A 16,943-nucleotide genomic window follows, 5' to 3' on the forward strand; every position below is an offset into this window, starting at 1 on the left:
TCTTTGGGTTAACTCATAATATAAAATTGCTTCATAAACAGATTCCAGCAATCCTGGACCAAGTTTTACATGAATCTTATAACATACATCAACTACAATAGCTGAAATCTCATTTTCTGTCATTTTCCACTTTCTACATTAAAAAAGCTAAAAATATTATAAATCAAAAACTTATTTAGTAATAAAAAGCCATAAGTTAAACAGCAAACAAACGCGCTAAGACGTGAAGAACATACAAATACCAAAACTTAAAAAAGTTGGCAACTCTGCTGTTTCGTGTGAAAATATAAATTAAAAATAATTAGTAAATTAAATAGCACGCAAAGGCGCTAAGACGCGAAGGACACAAGTATAAAAACTTAAAAGACTTTGCGACTCTGCGACTTTGCGTGAAAATACAAACTAAAAATAATTAGCAAGCAAAGGCACTAAAACGAAAAGGGCACAAGTATAAAAACTTAAAAGACTTTGCGACTCTGCGACTTTGCGTGAAAAAACAAAATAAAAATAAATAACAAACAAAGGCGCTAAGACGCAAAGTACACAAGTATCAAAACTTAAAAACTTCGCGACTCTGCGACTTTGCGTGAAAAAACAAAATAAAAACAATTAACACGCTAAGACGCAAAGGACACAAGTATCAAAACTTAAAAGACTTCGCGACTCTGCGACTTTGCGTGAAAATCAAACTAAAAACAATTAACACGCTAAGACGCAAAGGACACAAGTATAAAAACTTAAAAACTTCGCGACTCTGCGACTTTACGTGAAAACACAAACTAAAAATAATTAGCAAAATAAAATTTAGTTTTTTAATAACGAAAAGGAACTTTACAAAGTCAAACTATTCACTACTTTTGCATCTCTAAATTTAAACTCACCTATGAAATTACTATATTCTTATATAATCAAACATAAAATGCTTTTGTTTTTTGCTTTGATTATGGCCGCTATAAACATTTGCTTCAGCTTATCAGACTCTATTATTACAGGTAAATTAATGCAGGATTGCGGTGTTGGACTGCACAAATACAAAGGAAATGAAATGGGATTTATAAAGTCTTTATCTTTCTGGCTTGGTCTTTCGCTTGGTGCAGCGATGATCTCGCGAATTACCAAAAACTTTCAGGATTATTTTACCAATGTGGTGATACAACGTACCGGAGCTCAAATGTATACTGATGGAATAAAAAAATCACTTGATCTTCCTTTTGCTGAATTTGAGGATCAGCGTAGCGGTGAAACGTTAAGCAAACTAACCAAAGTACGTTCTGATTCTGAAAAATTGATTACACTTTCGATCTCTTTGATTTTTCAAACTGTGATCGGATTCATATTTGTTATTCTTTATGTTGCCCGAATTGATTATCGTATTTCATTAATCTTTTTAGTTACAGCACCCATTATAGCTCTAGTAAGTTCTTATCTGGGTAAAAAGATAAAGGTTGTTTCAAGAAAAATTGTTAATCAGACAAACGCTTTGGCAGGTTCTACGACGGAAAGTTTACGAAACATTGAACTTGTAAAAAGTCTTGGACTAACGTATCAAGAAGAAAAACGTCTTAATCTGAATACCTTTAAAATACTTCAACTTGAATTACAAAAAATTCGTTTCATCAGAAGTTTAAGTTTTATTCAGGGTACAACAGTACATTTTTTAAGAACTTGTGTTGTCTTTACGTTGTACTATTTCTTATTTGGAGGAAAAATTATTGTAGGTGATTTATTGACAATGGTATTCTTTACTTTTTTCATTTTTGGACCTTTACAGGAATTAGGGAATTTTATTATCGCACTTAACGAAACTAAAGTTTCAATGGAAAACTTTAAAACATTATTGAGCGCTCCAAAAGAGTTTCGTCCAGCATCGCCTAAACATGTTGGTGCTATTCAATCTTTACTTTTCTCTAACGTAAGTTTTCAGCATAAAACTGCCAAATTTAAAGCGGTAGAAAACATTAATTTCGATATTAAACAAGGAGAAACAGTCGCTTTTGTTGGACCTTCCGGTTCAGGAAAAACTACTTTAGTTAAGCTTCTTGTTGGATTGTATACTCCTGCTGAAGGTAGAGTGCTTTACAACGGAATTGATTCCACAGAAATTGATTTACTGGATCTAAGAAAACAATTAGGATTTGTTACGCAAGATGCCCAATTATTCTCAGGAACAATCCGTGAAAATTTATTGTTCGTACGACCAAGCGCTACCGACGAAGATTTACACGACGCGCTAAAAAGAGCAAGTTGTGAAAAATTACTTCGACGTGCCGAGGATGGTTTAAATACCACAATTGGTGAAGGCGGAATTAAAGTTTCCGGGGGAGAAAAACAACGTTTGTCGATTGCCCGTGCTATTTTAAGAAATCCAAATTTATTAATTTTTGACGAAGCTACTTCTGCATTAGATTCTATTACAGAAGAAGAAATCAATGCTACGATCAGAAACATTTCTGACAAAAACAGAATCACAGTTTTGATTGCGCACCGACTTTCAACTGTTATGCATGCTGATAAAATATTTGTTTTAGAACAAGGTAAAATCATCGAATCTGGAAAACACAACGATTTAATTCTTGAAAAAGGATTGTATTACGCAATGTGGCGTCAGCAAATTGGAGAACGTAAATAGTTTTTTTATGCTTTGTTGTTTTGTTAACCTTGAAAAAGAAAAAATCACGCAAAGGCGCAAATTTTTTGACTCAGTCTTCCGATATTATCTATGAACTAATTTTATTCTCGGTCATACTTAAAAAAAAGCATAAACTTAAAAAACAACATCTATAAAATAAAAAAGTCGCAAAGCTTAAAAAACTTTGCGACTTTGCGTCTTTGCGCGAAATAAAAAAACTATTTCACAAACTCAACTGCGTGAGACAAAGCCTCAGCAATTCCATTTGCATTCTTACCTTTTCCGGATGCGAAGAAAGGTTGTCCCCCTCCGTTTCCATCAATATATTTTCCTAGTTCTTTAATAACTGCATTTGCATTTAAGCTTTTTGCGGCTACCAATTCTTTAGAAATAAAACAATGAATGTTTGGCAAACCATCTTCGATTGATGCTAAAACTATAAATGAGTCAGCTTTAGAATTTCCTAATACAGAAGCCAATTCTTTAGTCGATGCCATACTTAAATCAACTTGTTTCGCAAGAAAATTTATTCCATTAACTACTTCAAAATTTTTCTCAAGTTCGTTTTTAAGAGCTCCAACTTTTTCTTTAAGCAATTGCTCAACCTGTTTTTTCAATTTAGCATTATCATCTTGTAATGAAACCACCGCTTTGATAGTATCCTGTGGATTTTTTAACGCTTCGTTGATTTCCTGTAATGTCGATTCCTGCTTCGCAAAATAATCCTTTACACCTTGGTTGGTTATCGCCTCAATACGACGAATTCCTGCCGCAACAGCACCTTCACTTTTGATTTTGAAATGCCAAATCTCCGCTGTATTCTTTACGTGCGTTCCTCCACAAAGCTCCATACTTTCGCCAAATTTAATTGCACGAACAGAATCACCATATTTTTCACCGAATAAAGCCATTGCACCTTCGTCTAAAGCTTGTTGAATCGGAATGTTTCTTCTTTCAATTAATGGCAATTGCTCCTGAATTCTTGCGTTTACAAAATCTTCAACTTGTTTTAGTTCAGCATCTGTAACTTTACTAAAATGCGAAAAGTCAAAACGTAAATAATTTGGATTCACCAATGATCCTTTTTGCTCTACGTGTGTTCCTAAAATCGCACGCAATGCCTGATGCATTAAGTGTGTCGCAGAGTGATTACTTTGAGAATCAAAACGTAATGCTGTATCTACTTTAGCAGTAAAACTAGCATTTATATTTTCCGGCAATTGTTTTGCAAAATGCAAAATCAAATTGTTTTCTTTTTTAGTGTCAATAATTTCAATCGTTTCATTCGCAGAAACCAAAGTTCCTTTGTCTCCAACCTGTCCTCCTCCTTCTGGGTAGAATGGTGTGTTATCTAAAACGATTTGGTACAGAATACCGTCTTTTTTACTATCAACTTTACGAATTCTTGTAATTTTTACATCATTCTCTAATTGATCGTAACCTACAAATGTTTCTACATTTCCAGGAATCAATACAGACCAGTCTTCTGTTGAAACTTCTGATGCTGCACGTGAACGATTTTTTTGTTCCTGCATTGAGGCATCAAATTCTTCTTCATTAAAAGACATTCCCTTTTCTTTCAGAATCAAAGCTGTTAAATCTTTAGGAAAACCAAAAGTATCGTATAATTCAAAAGCTTTTGCTCCTGATACTTCTGAACCTGAAGTTTGTGCAATTACGTTATCCAATAACTGTAATCCCTGATCTAATGTTCTTAAAAAAGAAGCTTCTTCCTCACGAATAACATTGGTTACCAATTGTTGCTGTGATTTTATCTCCGGGAAAAATTCTCCCATTTGATTCGCTAAAACTTCAACCAATTTATTGATAAAAGGCTCTTTAGTGTTTAAGAACGTAAATCCGTAACGAATAGCACGACGCAAAATTCTACGAATTACATAACCTGCTCCTGTGTTAGATGGTAGCTGTCCGTCTGCAATTGCAAAAGCAACCGCACGAACGTGATCTACAATTACACGAATCGCAATATTGGTTTTGTTTTGTTCCTCGCTAATGTTTTTAATTTCATCAGCGGTATATTTTAAACCTGTAATTTGTTCTACTTTCTCAATAAGAGGTGTAAAAACATCTGTATCATAATTCGATGTTTTTCCTTGCAATGCCATACACAAACGCTCAAATCCCATTCCGGTATCAACGTGCTGCGCAGGAAGTTTTTCTAACGATCCATCAGCTTTACGGTTGAACTCCATGAATACATTATTCCAGATTTCTACCACTTGCGGGTGATCATTGTTGACTAAACTTTTCCCTGTAACCAATGCTTTTTCTTCCTCTGAACGTAAATCAACGTGAATTTCAGAACAAGGTCCGCATGGCCCCTGGTCTCCCATTTCCCAGAAATTATCTTTTTTGTTTCCAAGAATAATTCGATCTTCATCGATTAGCGTTTTCCAGATATCCCAAGCTTCCTGATCAAAAGGCACATTATCTTCTTTGCTTCCTTCAAAAACAGAAACATAAAGATTTTCTTTAGGGATTTTATATACTTCAGTCAATAAAGTCCATGCCCAATTGATTGCTTCTTTTTTGAAATAATCACCAAAAGACCAGTTTCCTAACATCTCAAACATGGTGTGGTGGTAAGTATCAAATCCTACATCTTCAAGGTCATTATGCTTACCTGAAACACGAAGACATTTTTGAGTATCGGCTATTCTTTTACTTTTTGGAGTTCCGTTTCCTAGAAAATATTCTTTAAACTGGGCCATTCCCGAGTTATTGAACATTAAGGTTGGATCGTCTTTAAGAACGATTGGAGCTGAAGGAACAATTAAATGTCCATTACTTTTAAAAAAGTCTAAAAATTGTTTACGTACGTCTTGTGATTTCATATTTAATTAGAAAATGTGTCAATTGAAATGTGATAATTTGAAAATGTGTCAGTTAGAAAATGAAATAAAATTTTAATTATAATTATTTATCTCCCTAATACGTTATCTAATTATCTAATTGTTTTTTATTATTGCGAAAAAGCTGTGGAACATCTGAAACATTTATTAAATTTGTTCGACTAACTACTTTACAAGCTGCAAAAATAGGGTATTTTAAAATATGGCGAAAGTAAAATATTATTACGACTCAGAAAATCTGGCTTATAAGAAAATAAAAACCAGAAAAAGAATTAAATTCGGTTATGCAGTGCTGTTTTTAGTGGCTTCGTCCTTGTTTGGATTTTTAGTATTTGTACTTTTAATAAATACATCTTACTTCGAAACGCCAAAAGATCGTCTACAAGCCCGCGAAATTGAAAACCTGCAATTGCAATATTCCATTTTAAACAAAAAGATGGATGAGATTGACGCTGTGGCAGAAGCCATAGAAGACCGGGATGACAACATTTACAGAGTATATTTTAATAAAACCGAAATTCCGGACTCGATCAGAAAATCCGGCTTTAGAGATATTAAGCGTTATAAAGATTTGGAAGGATATAATAATTCTAAATTAGTATTAACCACAACCAAAAGAATTGACAAGCTTTCGAAACAATTGGCAGTTCAATCTAAATCTTTAGATGAAATTTTGAAGCTGGCAGGTGCAAAAGGAAATTTATTGTTGGCCATTCCTGCCATTCAGCCAGTACAAAACGAAAATTTAAGACGCGTTGCTTCTGGTTTTGGATACAGAACAGACCCTTTTACTAAGGTACGTAAAATGCATAACGGAATGGATTTTGCCGCCAACACAGGCGCTCCCATCTATGCTACGGGCGATGGAGTTGTAGTACGGGCAGATAACGCGGCTTCCGGATTTGGAAACCATATTGTGATCAGGCACGGTTTTGGATATGAGAGTTTGTATGCACATTTAAGTAAATACAATTGCAAACCCGGACAACGTGTCAAACGTGGTGACATTATTGGATATGTTGGAAGTACAGGACGATCTGAAGGACCACATTGCCATTACGAAGTACACAAAGATGGTCAGGTTGTAAATCCGCTGAACTTTTACTATGGTAATATTTCTGCAGTAGAATACGTGGCGATTTCGCATTTAGCGAATCTGGAAAACCAATCATTGGATTAATACTGCGAAAAGTAGTAAGTTTGGAATAAAAATAGAAAAAATTAAATCATGCATATTGAGCTTTCAAAAGATAAAAGATATTACAGCATTGGCGAAGTTGCCAAAGCCTTTAATGTCAATGCATCTTTGATTCGATTCTGGGACAGCGAATTTGACATTTTGAAACCTAAAAAGAATGCTAAAGGCAACAGAATGTTTACGCCAGAGGATATTACCAACCTGCAATTGATTTATCATCTGGTTAAAGAGCGTGGTTTTACGCTCGATGGTGCTAAAACACACCTAAAAGAAGGGCAAAAGAAAACGTTAGATAAATTCGAAATAATACGTAAATTAGAGACCATCAAAACACAATTAACAGAAATTAAAAACGAACTATAACTAATCAATAAACAAAACTTAAATCAAACAAATATGAAAAAATGGTTAATCCTTGGAGGAGTTGTTGTGGCTTTTATCGCTATCATCGCATTTTGGTCAATCGGAATTAAAAACAACGGTTTAAAATACAACCAGGCTGTTAATAAAGAATGGGGAAATGTTAATACAGCATACCAAAGAAGAAATGATCTTATTGGAAATTTAGTCAATACTGTAAAAGGTGCTGCAGACTTTGAAAAATCTACTTTAACAGCTGTTATCGAAGCACGTGCAAAAGCAACAGCCGTAACAATTGATCCAAGTAATGTTACTCCTGAGCAATTAGCTCAATTTAACCAGGCTCAAAGTGGTGTGTCTTCATCATTATCAAGATTATTGGTTTCTGTTGAACAATATCCAACATTAAAAGCTAATGAAAATTTCTTGAAATTACAGGATGAGTTAGCGAGTACAGAAAATCAAATTCTTACTGCAAGAACTCGTTTTAACGAATCAGTACAAGAATACAATGGTTACGTTCTTGCTATACCTAACAACTGGTTCTTAAGTCAATACAAAGAAAAACCTTATTTTGAAGCTGTAGCTGGTGCTGAAAAACCGGTTGAAGTTAAATTCTAAAATTAGATTATCAGATTGTTAGACTTCTTAGATTATTAGATTTAGAAGTTTAAAGATCAATAAAACAAATAATCAAACATAACTCCAATGTCAAAAGTAGAAGATTTTTTAACCAAGGAAGAAGAACAAGAAATTGTTGAAGCTATTTGTCTGGCTGAAAAAAACACTTCTGGTGAAATTAGAGTACATATAGAAAAAACAACTTCTAAAGTCCCTTTTGACAGGGCTTTAGAAGTTTTTCATCAATTAAGAATGGATGAAACCCGTTTACAAAACGGTGTTCTCTTCTATTTTGCCATCGACGATAAAAATTTTATAATTTGCGGAGATAAAGGCATAAACGATGTTGTTGCTACGGATTTTTGGGATTGTACCAAAGATACCATGACAACTCAATTTAAAGCAGGACAGTTTAAACAAGGTATTGTTGATGGTATTTTGAATGCGGGAGAGCAATTAAAAAAGTATTTCCCAAGGTCTGAAGAAGACACCAATGAATTATCAAACGAAATCTCAAAAGGTTAACTAATGAAAATTTTTCCAAATAAAACATCAAATTCCAAAGGAATTTTTCGATTAAGCCTTTTGTTATTCACGTTGTTTACCTGTAATTGTATCTTTGCACAGTTTACAATTCCCGAAAAACCTAAATTTCAGACTTCTGTATACGATTACGCTAATGTGTTGAGTGCGACAGAGAAACAACAATTAGAAGAAAAACTAATTCGTTACTCTGACTCTACTACAACTCAAATTGTAGTCATTACGATCGAAAGTCTGCAAAACGAAGATGTAAGTCAGCTTGCCACCAAATGGGGGCAAACCTGGGGAATTGGAGGAACAGCAAAAGATGACAATGGCGTTGTTATTTTATTGGCTAAAAAAGAAAGAAAAATTGCTATCAATCCTGGATATGGCGTTGAAGATCGCCTGACCGCAGGACTTGGAGGAACAATTATTCGTAATATCATTATTCCGGAATTTAAGGCAGGAAGTTTTTACAACGGTCTTGACAAAGGAACAGATGCTATAATTGATGTTTTTAAAGGAAAATTTAAAGGCGAAAGAAAACAAACCAAAGGAAAAGATTTTCCAATCTTGCCCTTTATTGTTATTGTTGTAATTGTATTAGTTTTGCTTTCAAGAAATAAAAAAGGCGGAGGCGGCAATTCCGGAAATAACAGCGGAGGCGGTCCTAGTTTATTAGATGTTATCATTTTAAGCAATCTTGGCAGAAGCGGAGGCTTTGGCGGAGGAGGCGGTTTTGGTGGCGGATCATCTGGCGGCGGAGGCTTTGGAGGTGGTTTCGGTGGAGGCGGATTCTCCGGAGGAGGTTCAAGCGGAAGCTGGTAAAACATTAATTTTAAATTTATTTTATGTTTTTTTGTTTCAGGTTTCTTTTGTTTCAGATTAAAGCAAAAGAAGCTTTTAAATTAAAATTCATAATTTATAATTCACAATTCATAATTCAATATAGATGTTATCACATAAAGCAAAATACGCCCTTAAGGCCTTACTTTATTTAGCAGAACAAGACGAAAATCACATTTCCAGAACGGTGGAAATTGCTGATGGCGCCAATATTCCTAAAAAGTTTTTAGAACAAATTTTACTAGATCTAAAAAGAGGACGTTTTGTAAGCAGTAAGCAAGGAAAATTCGGCGGATATTATTTGATAAAATCCAAAAACGATATTACACTGGCAGAAATTCACCGTCTATTCGACGGTGCAATTGCCCTATTGCCATGTGCTTCTTTAAATTTTTACGAGCCTTGCTCCGATTGTAAAACCGAGTCTGAATGCAGTCTGAGACACGGTTTAATGCTGATTAGAGACAAAACTTTGAAGGCAATGGAAGGCATTACTATAGCTTCGTTGGTGAAGAAATAAAAAAATATTTTTTAATCCCTAGTAAATCGATAGAATTTATATGTATATTTGCAAAAATATTTAACTAACCATTTTCAAAATTTTAACTATGGGACTACATTACAGTTTATTCAGTGTGTCAAAAAATCTTTTGCAAAGCAATTATAGTCAATTCACTACGGTGAAAAACAATTTATTTTTAATGTGTACGTGTTGGTAAAAAAAATTTAATTTAAATTCTACTAATCACATATACATACTATAAAATGAAGACATCTATTAAAAACATACTTACACTATTAGCACTAATTACCTTCTCTTTTTCATTCGCACAAAACATCGAAGGTACCGTTACAACTACAGAAAATACGCCTCTACCCGCAGCCAATGTGGTAATAAAAGGAACTACTTTTAGCACTGTTACAGATACAGAAGGAAAATTCATAATTGATTCCAGAGGAAAATTACCTTTAACGTTATTAATCCAATACGTAGGTTATAAAACCACAGAAATAGAACTTACTGCTATTCCGGCATCCCCTTTAACTTTAACCTTAAAAGAAGAAAACGAACTTATAGAAGTGGTGGTTTCATCAAGAAGAAGAATCGAAAAAGTTCAGGATGTGCCTATTGCAATCTCTGTAATTACAGGTAAACAAGCAGAACAAACAGGAGCCTTTAATGTTAACCGTATTAAAGAATTAGTTCCTTCTGTTCAATTGTATTCATCAAACCCAAGAAATACAGGAATCAACATTCGTAGTTTGGGTTCTCCTTTCGGATTAACAAATGACGGTATCGATCCTGGTGTTGGTTTCTACGTAGACGGTGTGTACTATGCGCGTCCGGCAGCAACAACATTAGATTTTATCGATGTAGAGCAAATTGAGGTACTTCGCGGACCACAAGGATCATTGTTTGGTAAAAACACAACTTCGGGAGCTTTTAATATTACAACGCGTAAACCAAGTTTTACTTCTGGTGCAGACTTTGAAGTAAGCTACGGAAATTATGCTTTTTTACAAGCAAAAGCTTCGGTTACTGGAGCCTTAACTTCAAAAATCGCAGGTCGTATCTCTTTCTCAGGAACACAGCGCGATGGATTAATTGACAACGTGGCAACAGGAAGAGCTACCAATACCTTAAACAATCAGGGAATTAGAGGTCAGTTGCTCTATACACCTTCAGAAAATACAAATATTATATTCGCAGCAGATATTACAACCCAACGTCCTGACGGATATGCTCAGGTAGTTGCGGGTGTTGCGCCAACACAAAGAGCTGCATACCGACAGTTTGATGCTATTACTGCCGATTTAAATTATAAATTGCCTAGCTTAAATGCTTTTGATCGTAAAATTGATCATGATACACCTTGGCGTTCTGGACAAGACATGGGTGGTGTATCGCTTAACATAGATACTAAAATTGGAAACGGAACACTTACCTCAACTACCGCATGGCGTTTTTGGAACTGGGATCCGTCAAATGACAGGGATTTTACAGGATTACAGGTTTTGGCTAAATCTCAAAACCCAACAAGACAAATTCAGTTTACTCAAGAGGTTCGTTACGCAGGTCAGCTTGCTTCAAATTTAAGTGGTGTTGTAGGTGTATTTTTTATCGATCAAACCTCACAAACTGATGGTACAGAAGAATCCGGTAATGCGCAATGGAGATTTTCTAAAAGTTCAACAAGTGCGTTATGGGAAACTCCGGGTCTTTTTGAAGGATACGGAATCAAAACTGATGCACGCATCAGAGCATCGAGTGCTGCTGTGTTTGGTCAGTTAGACTGGGCTATTACAGATCGTCTGCACGTATTACCGGGTATACGCTACAATTATGACAAAAAAGATGCTGATTACGCTCGTACTACTTACGGAGGTCTTCAGACTACTGATCCAGCATTGCTTGCACTAAAAAGACAAGTGTATTCAGATCAGGCTTTTTCATCAAATACAGATGATACCGATTTTTCAGGAAACATTACCGTTTCTTATAAAGTATCAGACAAAATCAATGCTTACGGTACTTTTGCAAAAAGCTACAAACCTGTTGGGGTTAACGTAGCGGGACTTCCGTCGAATTCAGCCGGACTTCCTTTACTTGAACTTGCTGTAATCAAACCGGAAGAAGTAAATCATTATGAGGCGGGTATAAAAACGTCTCCTTTCAAAAATTCAATCTTTAACTTAACGTTCTTTAATACAGACATTAAAAATTTCCAAACGAATGTTCAGGCAGCTGAATTAGGCGTTAATCGTGGTTATCTTGCAAATGCTGGTAAAGTAACTGTAAAAGGTGCTGAATTAGATGCGAGCATTTTTGTAAATGAACACTTAACGCTTAATGGCGCTGCTACTTATACAGATGCTAAATACGTGACATTCGTTAACGCTCCGCTTCCATTAGAAGAAACGGGGGCTCCGGTATCTTTTAAAGATGTTTCGGGAAGTGCTTTGCCAGGGGCTTCAAAATGGGCAGGATCTTTAGGTGGAGAACTTTCTGATCATGCAAAATTCTTTGGAAATGCGGGAAGAATTTTCGTAGCTGTCGATTCGTATGCACGTTCTGAATTTTCATCGAGCCCGTCTGCTTCAAAATATTTAGTAGTACCTGGATATGCTATTTTCAATGCTCGTTTAGGATTCCGTGCTTCACAAGGACTATCTGTTCAATTCTGGGGACGTAACCTTTTAAACAAAGATTATTACGAGCAATTATTGCCTGCAGGTGGAAACACAGGACAATATGCTGCCGTTTTGGGTGATCAAAGAACTTATGGAGTAACTTTGAAATATTCTCTATAAGAATTTAGTTAGTTACACAAACATTAAGCGAGGTAAGTTTTTATAAACATACCTCGCTTTTTTTTATATTTTAATTTTTGAAATTCTATAATTAGACGCACAGCAGTGCGCCTCTACGGTAAAACATTTGAACCTAAAAAATATACGTATCGACAGAAAAACCTTTGTCCCTTTGAACCTCAGAACCTCAGAACCTTCCTCCTAACCTCTTTTCTTTCTCCCTTTTTCATTAGAGACAAAATTTCCTATTTTATACGCTAGTGAAAACATTACATAACGTTTCAAAACCGTATTTTCTTCATCGCGAATAGAAGTCGACGAAATAGTTCTTGTTGCACTTTGGTTTTGGTTTAAAACATCATATACTTTAACTTTTGCATACAATTTTTTATCAAAAAAACCATAAGACAAACTGGTATTCCACAGGTAGAAATCCTTTTTAAAATCACTTGAAATACTTGAATTATACGTATATCCAAAATCATTTCCGAAAATTAAATTAGACGGCCAATACGTTGTGGTCTGCAAATTGACTCTGTGAATAACATTCGAACTCGCATCTCTCGAATAATTCTCGTATTTGGTTTCATTATAAGACAAACTATACGATGGTGAAATCGTCAGCACGTCTCCGTATTCATACGTTAAATAGGCTTTTGGAGTAACAATTGCAGATTTTGCATTATACAAGACAGCATTCGTAAATCCTTTATCAAAAGAATAACTTCCTGCCAGTCCCAAACCATATCGCAAAACATGCGCATCAATCTTTATCGATTGGTTCCAATTTGCGCCAACAGATGTCATGTACGTTCCCGAAATATTAACATACGTTGTAGTTCGTTTTCCGCTATCATCATAAATAGAGGTAGAAACCACATCATTGTTATAGTAATCGGCTCTGGCGTAAACGCTGTAACCGGCGCGGGTACGGAAATCAAAGTTTTTGAAATCTATTGTTGCACTGTTTTTCTCAATCGGATTTAAGTCCGGATTACCTGTAATCGAGTTTAACGGATTGGTTAAATTGACTACCGGCATTAATTGCGTTGCAGACGGAAGCGCATTCGAATAATCGTATTTAAAAGTCAAATTTTTAGAGCGGCTGAATTTATAACGCAACTGCACATTTCCAAAAGGTAAAACATATTTTCTGTTCAGATCGGTTTGCTGGTTTAAGTACAACGAATGGTTGTCATACCCCACAATCGAAGTTCTGGAATTCATATTCAGCGTAAACTTGCTTTTCTGCCAGGTCAGTCCCATTTTCGGACTAACGCTGCTTTCTCTCGAAGTTGTATAATTCGTTAAAGATTCATTTAGAGAAGTGTACGATTGTGTACCGGCATCAAAATCAAATGTTTTTAAATCGTTTACCGTACTTGCCCAATCAAAATCAGATCCAAAGCGAATGCGCAACGAATCCGTTACAGGTTCTGTGTATTCAACATCAAATGAATAAGCATCATTGCTTGTATTATTTTTACTGTTTTGATTTCTTTCGTCATTAGGTTTATTGTCCTGATAAAAAATGGTTTCAGAAACATTAAATCCATCCGAATCATTTTTGCTGTTACTGTTATTAAAAACAAAACTTAGATTCCGTGCCTTCTTGTCAAAAGCTTTATTAAAATTAATGCTATTCGTAAAATTAGTGGTAGAACCTTCGGTGTACGAATCCGAAGTACTTTCGTTTAATTCATTTCCGTTTTCATCTTCAGAAAAAGACGATGATGATGCCCGATTGTTCGAACGCGACTGATTTAGCTTTGGCGCAATAACCAATCTTGTTGTTGGATTAATTTTATATTCTAACTGAAAATTGGCGTTGTTTCCGGTGTTTTCGTTTCGCGTAGTAGCATCGGCCAAAGTTCTGATGTTTCCTGTTGGTAAAAAACTCGTTTGCTCTGACTTGCTGTTGTTTTTATTAATCGAATTCGAAAAATTGTAACTGCTCATAAACTCCAAATCCTTAGTCCAATCATCAGAATAATTTATTCCCGCCAAATGCGATTGCGTAATACCTCGTCCGCTTCCGGAGTTTTGAGCTCCTCCTCCTTTGCTGTTTCTTCCACCTCCCATATTATCAAAAACATCATCCATAGAAAATCCGGTTGAGTTTATGTTGTTCGACGATGCCAGAACACTAATCTTTTGTTTGTTCTTAAAAAAGTTCATGATTAAACTGCTTTCGTAGCGATCGTCAGAACCATATCCACCCAGAATTTTTCCAAAGAAACCTTTATTCTTCTTTTCATCAATGGTGATATTAACACTCGAAAAATCCGAAGTCGATTCCTGTTTCGAAAGTTCTTCCTTCTTCGTTTTATAATCTGAAACCTGAACCTTCTTTATAATTTCAGCAGGAAGGTTTTTTAACGCTATGGCGCCATCTTTATCAAAAAAAGTCTTTCCGTTTACTAAAAACTGATTTACCTCTCTTCCGTTAACCGTTATTTTTCCGTCATTATCCACATCAAAACCAGGTAATTGTTTCAATAGCGCTTCCACATTCGAATCCGGACGTACTTTGTATGATGCTGCATTAAACTCTAACGTATCTTTTTTAATAGTAATCGGCGCTGCTTCGGTTTTAATGACCACATTGTCTAAGGCATTTACACTTTCCAGCAAATAGAGCTTTCCGAAATCTTTGTTTTCTGTAAGTCCTTTTTCTTCTTCAAAAAAAGGCTGATAACCCATATAATTTACTTTTAGAAAAACAGGCTTATCTATTTTTTTCATGTTGATGCTAAAAAAACCGTTTTTATCAGTTGTAGCATATTCAATAATAGTAGAATCTTTTACCGTTGTAAAATAAACAGTAGCCATTTCAAGAGGCAATTGTGTGTTGATATCTACTACCGTTCCTTTGACGATAATAGAATTCTGAGCACTTGCGGCAAAGCACACAAAGAAGAACAGGAAATACGAATATAATTTGGTCATATATATATTGGTTGAATCAATAAGACTGCAAAAGCGATAAATGGTTTAATTACGAGCCTATTTCTCTAACTGCAAAACGACACAAAACATTGCATCGTTTACAAAAAGACATAAAAAAAGTCCTCATTACTGAGGACTTCTATACTATTATTTTTCTCTGATATAAATATCGATTGGCACTCCTGAGAAGTCCCAATTTTCTCTAATTTTATTTTCAAGATATCTTTTGTATGGTTCTTTTACGTATTGTGGCATATTCGCAAAAAACACAAACTGAGGTGTTAGCGTTGGCAATTGCATACAATATTTAATTTTCACATATTTCCCTTTTGTTGCCGGTGGCGGATAAGCTTCGATTACCTTCAACATAAATTCATTGAATTTAGAAGTTGGGATTCTTTGCTTTCTGTTTTCAAAAACCTGTACCGTTGCTTCCAATGCTTTCAATAAACGTTGTTTCGTTAAAGCCGAAACGAATAATATTGGCACATCTGTAAAAGGCATTAATTCTTTACGAATTTTCTCTTCGTAATCACGAGTCGACATCGTATCTTTTTCAACCAAATCCCATTTGTTTACCAGGATTACAACACCTTTACGGTTTTTTTCAGCCAGCCAGAAAATACTCTGATCCTGACCTTCAAATCCACGTGTCGCATCGATAACCAAAATACAAATATCTGCATGTTCGATAGCACGTACAGAACGCATTACAGAATAAAACTCAAGATCTTCTTTTACTTTAGCCTTACGACGGATTCCCGCAGTATCCACCAAATTAAATTCAAAACCAAAACGGTCAAATTTTGTATCAATTGCATCACGCGTTGTTCCAGCAATATCCGTAACCATGAAACGTTCTTTACCAATCAAAGCATTGATAAAACTAGATTTTCCGGCATTCGGACGTCCTACAACAGCAAAACGAGGTAAAACTACTTCTTCCTGAACTGGTTCTGGTTTTTCCGGGAAAGATTCGATCAAAGCATCTAATAAATCTCCGGTTCCGCTACCTGAAATACTCGCAAAAGTAAAATACTCTCCTAAACCAAGGTTATAGAACTCAATTGCATCTTTCTCACGCATTGCGTTATCTACCTTATTTACAGCCAATAAAACCGGTTTTGTCACCTTACGCAATAAGCGCGCAACAACATCATCCATTGGTGTAATTCCTTCTTCTACATCAACCACAAAAATAATAACATCGGCTTCGTCGATAGCAAGCTCAACTTGTTTGCGGATTTCACCTTCAAAAACGTCATCAGATCCGCGAACGTATCCACCCGTATCTATGACAGAAAATTCTTTTCCGTTCCACTCGCTTTTACCGTAGTTTCTATCTCTGGTAACTCCAGAAACCGAATCTACAATAGCTTCTCTTCTTTGTATCAGCCTATTAAAAAGGGTTGATTTCCCTACATTAGGTCTTCCTACTATCGCAACAATGTTATTCATTTTTTTGAATTTTAGATTCCGGATTTTAGCTTTTAGATTTTTAGTTCCCTAAAATTCTATCACTTATAAATCCAAAATGCCTTATTTTAATTTTTTGCAAAGGTAGTCTTTTTTAGTTTGCAGTTATCAGTTTTTAGTATTCAGTTAAAAAACGGATTAATTCACTACCTCT

The 16,943-nt window shown here is 35.3% G+C and carries 12 protein-coding genes; 8 read left to right on the forward strand and 4 right to left on the reverse strand.

All coding sequences use genetic code 11. From position 1 onward, the window contains the following. Positions 1-123, reverse strand: a 123-nt coding sequence (locus B0A66_RS23130; RefSeq protein WP_244283405.1) for a GxxExxY protein, incomplete at its 3' end; no start/stop codon positions are given. Positions 124-883: 760 nt separating this feature from the next. On the opposite strand from B0A66_RS23130, the gene B0A66_RS06375 reads away from it, so the two are divergent. Next, positions 884-2,629: an ABC transporter ATP-binding protein gene (locus tag B0A66_RS06375; protein WP_089049022.1), complete on the forward strand. Its 1,746-nt coding sequence runs from the start codon at positions 884-886 to the stop codon at positions 2,627-2,629. A 218-nt stretch (positions 2,630-2,847) separates the two neighbouring features. Here B0A66_RS06375 and alaS read toward each other — a convergent pair whose 3' ends face one another. After that, complete coding sequence (gene alaS, locus B0A66_RS06380) at positions 2,848-5,484, reverse strand: alanine--tRNA ligase (protein ID WP_089049023.1); 2,637 nt, start codon at positions 5,482-5,484, stop codon at positions 2,848-2,850. A gap of 220 nt (positions 5,485-5,704) precedes the next feature. Here alaS and B0A66_RS06385 point away from each other — a divergent pair, with 220 nt between their 5' ends. From B0A66_RS06385 to B0A66_RS06415, 7 genes are all read left to right on the forward strand, one after another. After that, a complete protein-coding gene (locus B0A66_RS06385; RefSeq protein ID WP_089049024.1) occupies positions 5,705-6,682 on the forward strand; it encodes a M23 family metallopeptidase in 978 nt (325 codons plus the stop codon). A 48-nt stretch (positions 6,683-6,730) separates the two neighbouring features. Next, the gene (locus B0A66_RS06390) at positions 6,731-7,063 is read left to right on the forward strand and encodes a MerR family transcriptional regulator (protein ID WP_089049025.1); all 333 of its coding nucleotides are present in this window, start codon (positions 6,731-6,733) and stop codon (positions 7,061-7,063) included. A gap of 33 nt (positions 7,064-7,096) precedes the next feature. Next, complete coding sequence (locus B0A66_RS06395) at positions 7,097-7,681, forward strand: LemA family protein (protein WP_089049026.1); 585 nt, start codon at positions 7,097-7,099, stop codon at positions 7,679-7,681. 87 nt (positions 7,682-7,768) lie between these two features. Next, the gene (locus tag B0A66_RS06400; protein WP_089049027.1) at positions 7,769-8,206 is read left to right on the forward strand and encodes a TPM domain-containing protein; all 438 of its coding nucleotides are present in this window, start codon (positions 7,769-7,771) and stop codon (positions 8,204-8,206) included. Between the two features lie 3 nt (positions 8,207-8,209). Continuing rightward, entirely contained in the window at positions 8,210-9,034 is an 825-nt protein-coding gene (locus B0A66_RS06405) for a TPM domain-containing protein (RefSeq protein WP_089049028.1), read from the forward strand. 124 nt (positions 9,035-9,158) lie between these two features. Then, positions 9,159-9,572 (forward strand): RrF2 family transcriptional regulator, encoded by a 414-nt coding sequence (locus tag B0A66_RS06410; RefSeq protein WP_012023964.1) that lies wholly within the window; start codon positions 9,159-9,161, stop codon positions 9,570-9,572. Positions 9,573-9,817: 245 nt separating this feature from the next. Next, positions 9,818-12,364 carry a TonB-dependent receptor gene (locus tag B0A66_RS06415; protein ID WP_089049029.1) on the forward strand — a complete coding sequence of 849 codons (2,547 nt, stop codon included), beginning with the start codon at positions 9,818-9,820 and terminating at the stop codon, positions 12,362-12,364. A gap of 201 nt (positions 12,365-12,565) precedes the next feature. Here the strand turns inward: B0A66_RS06415 and B0A66_RS06420 are convergent, their stop codons facing one another. Together B0A66_RS06420 and der are read right to left on the reverse strand one after the other, a co-directional pair. Further along, on the reverse strand, positions 12,566-15,313 hold the full coding sequence (locus tag B0A66_RS06420) for an outer membrane beta-barrel protein (RefSeq protein ID WP_089049030.1): 2,748 nt from the start codon (positions 15,311-15,313) through the stop codon (positions 12,566-12,568). 147 nt (positions 15,314-15,460) lie between these two features. Beyond that, positions 15,461-16,771, reverse strand: coding sequence for a ribosome biogenesis GTPase Der (der, locus tag B0A66_RS06425; protein WP_089049031.1), 1,311 nt, complete (start codon positions 16,769-16,771; stop codon positions 15,461-15,463). Positions 16,772-16,943 lie beyond the last annotated feature (172 nt).

The sequence above is a fragment of the Flavobacterium hercynium genome (assembly GCF_002217285.1).
Lineage (GTDB): Bacteria > Bacteroidota > Bacteroidia > Flavobacteriales > Flavobacteriaceae > Flavobacterium > Flavobacterium hercynium.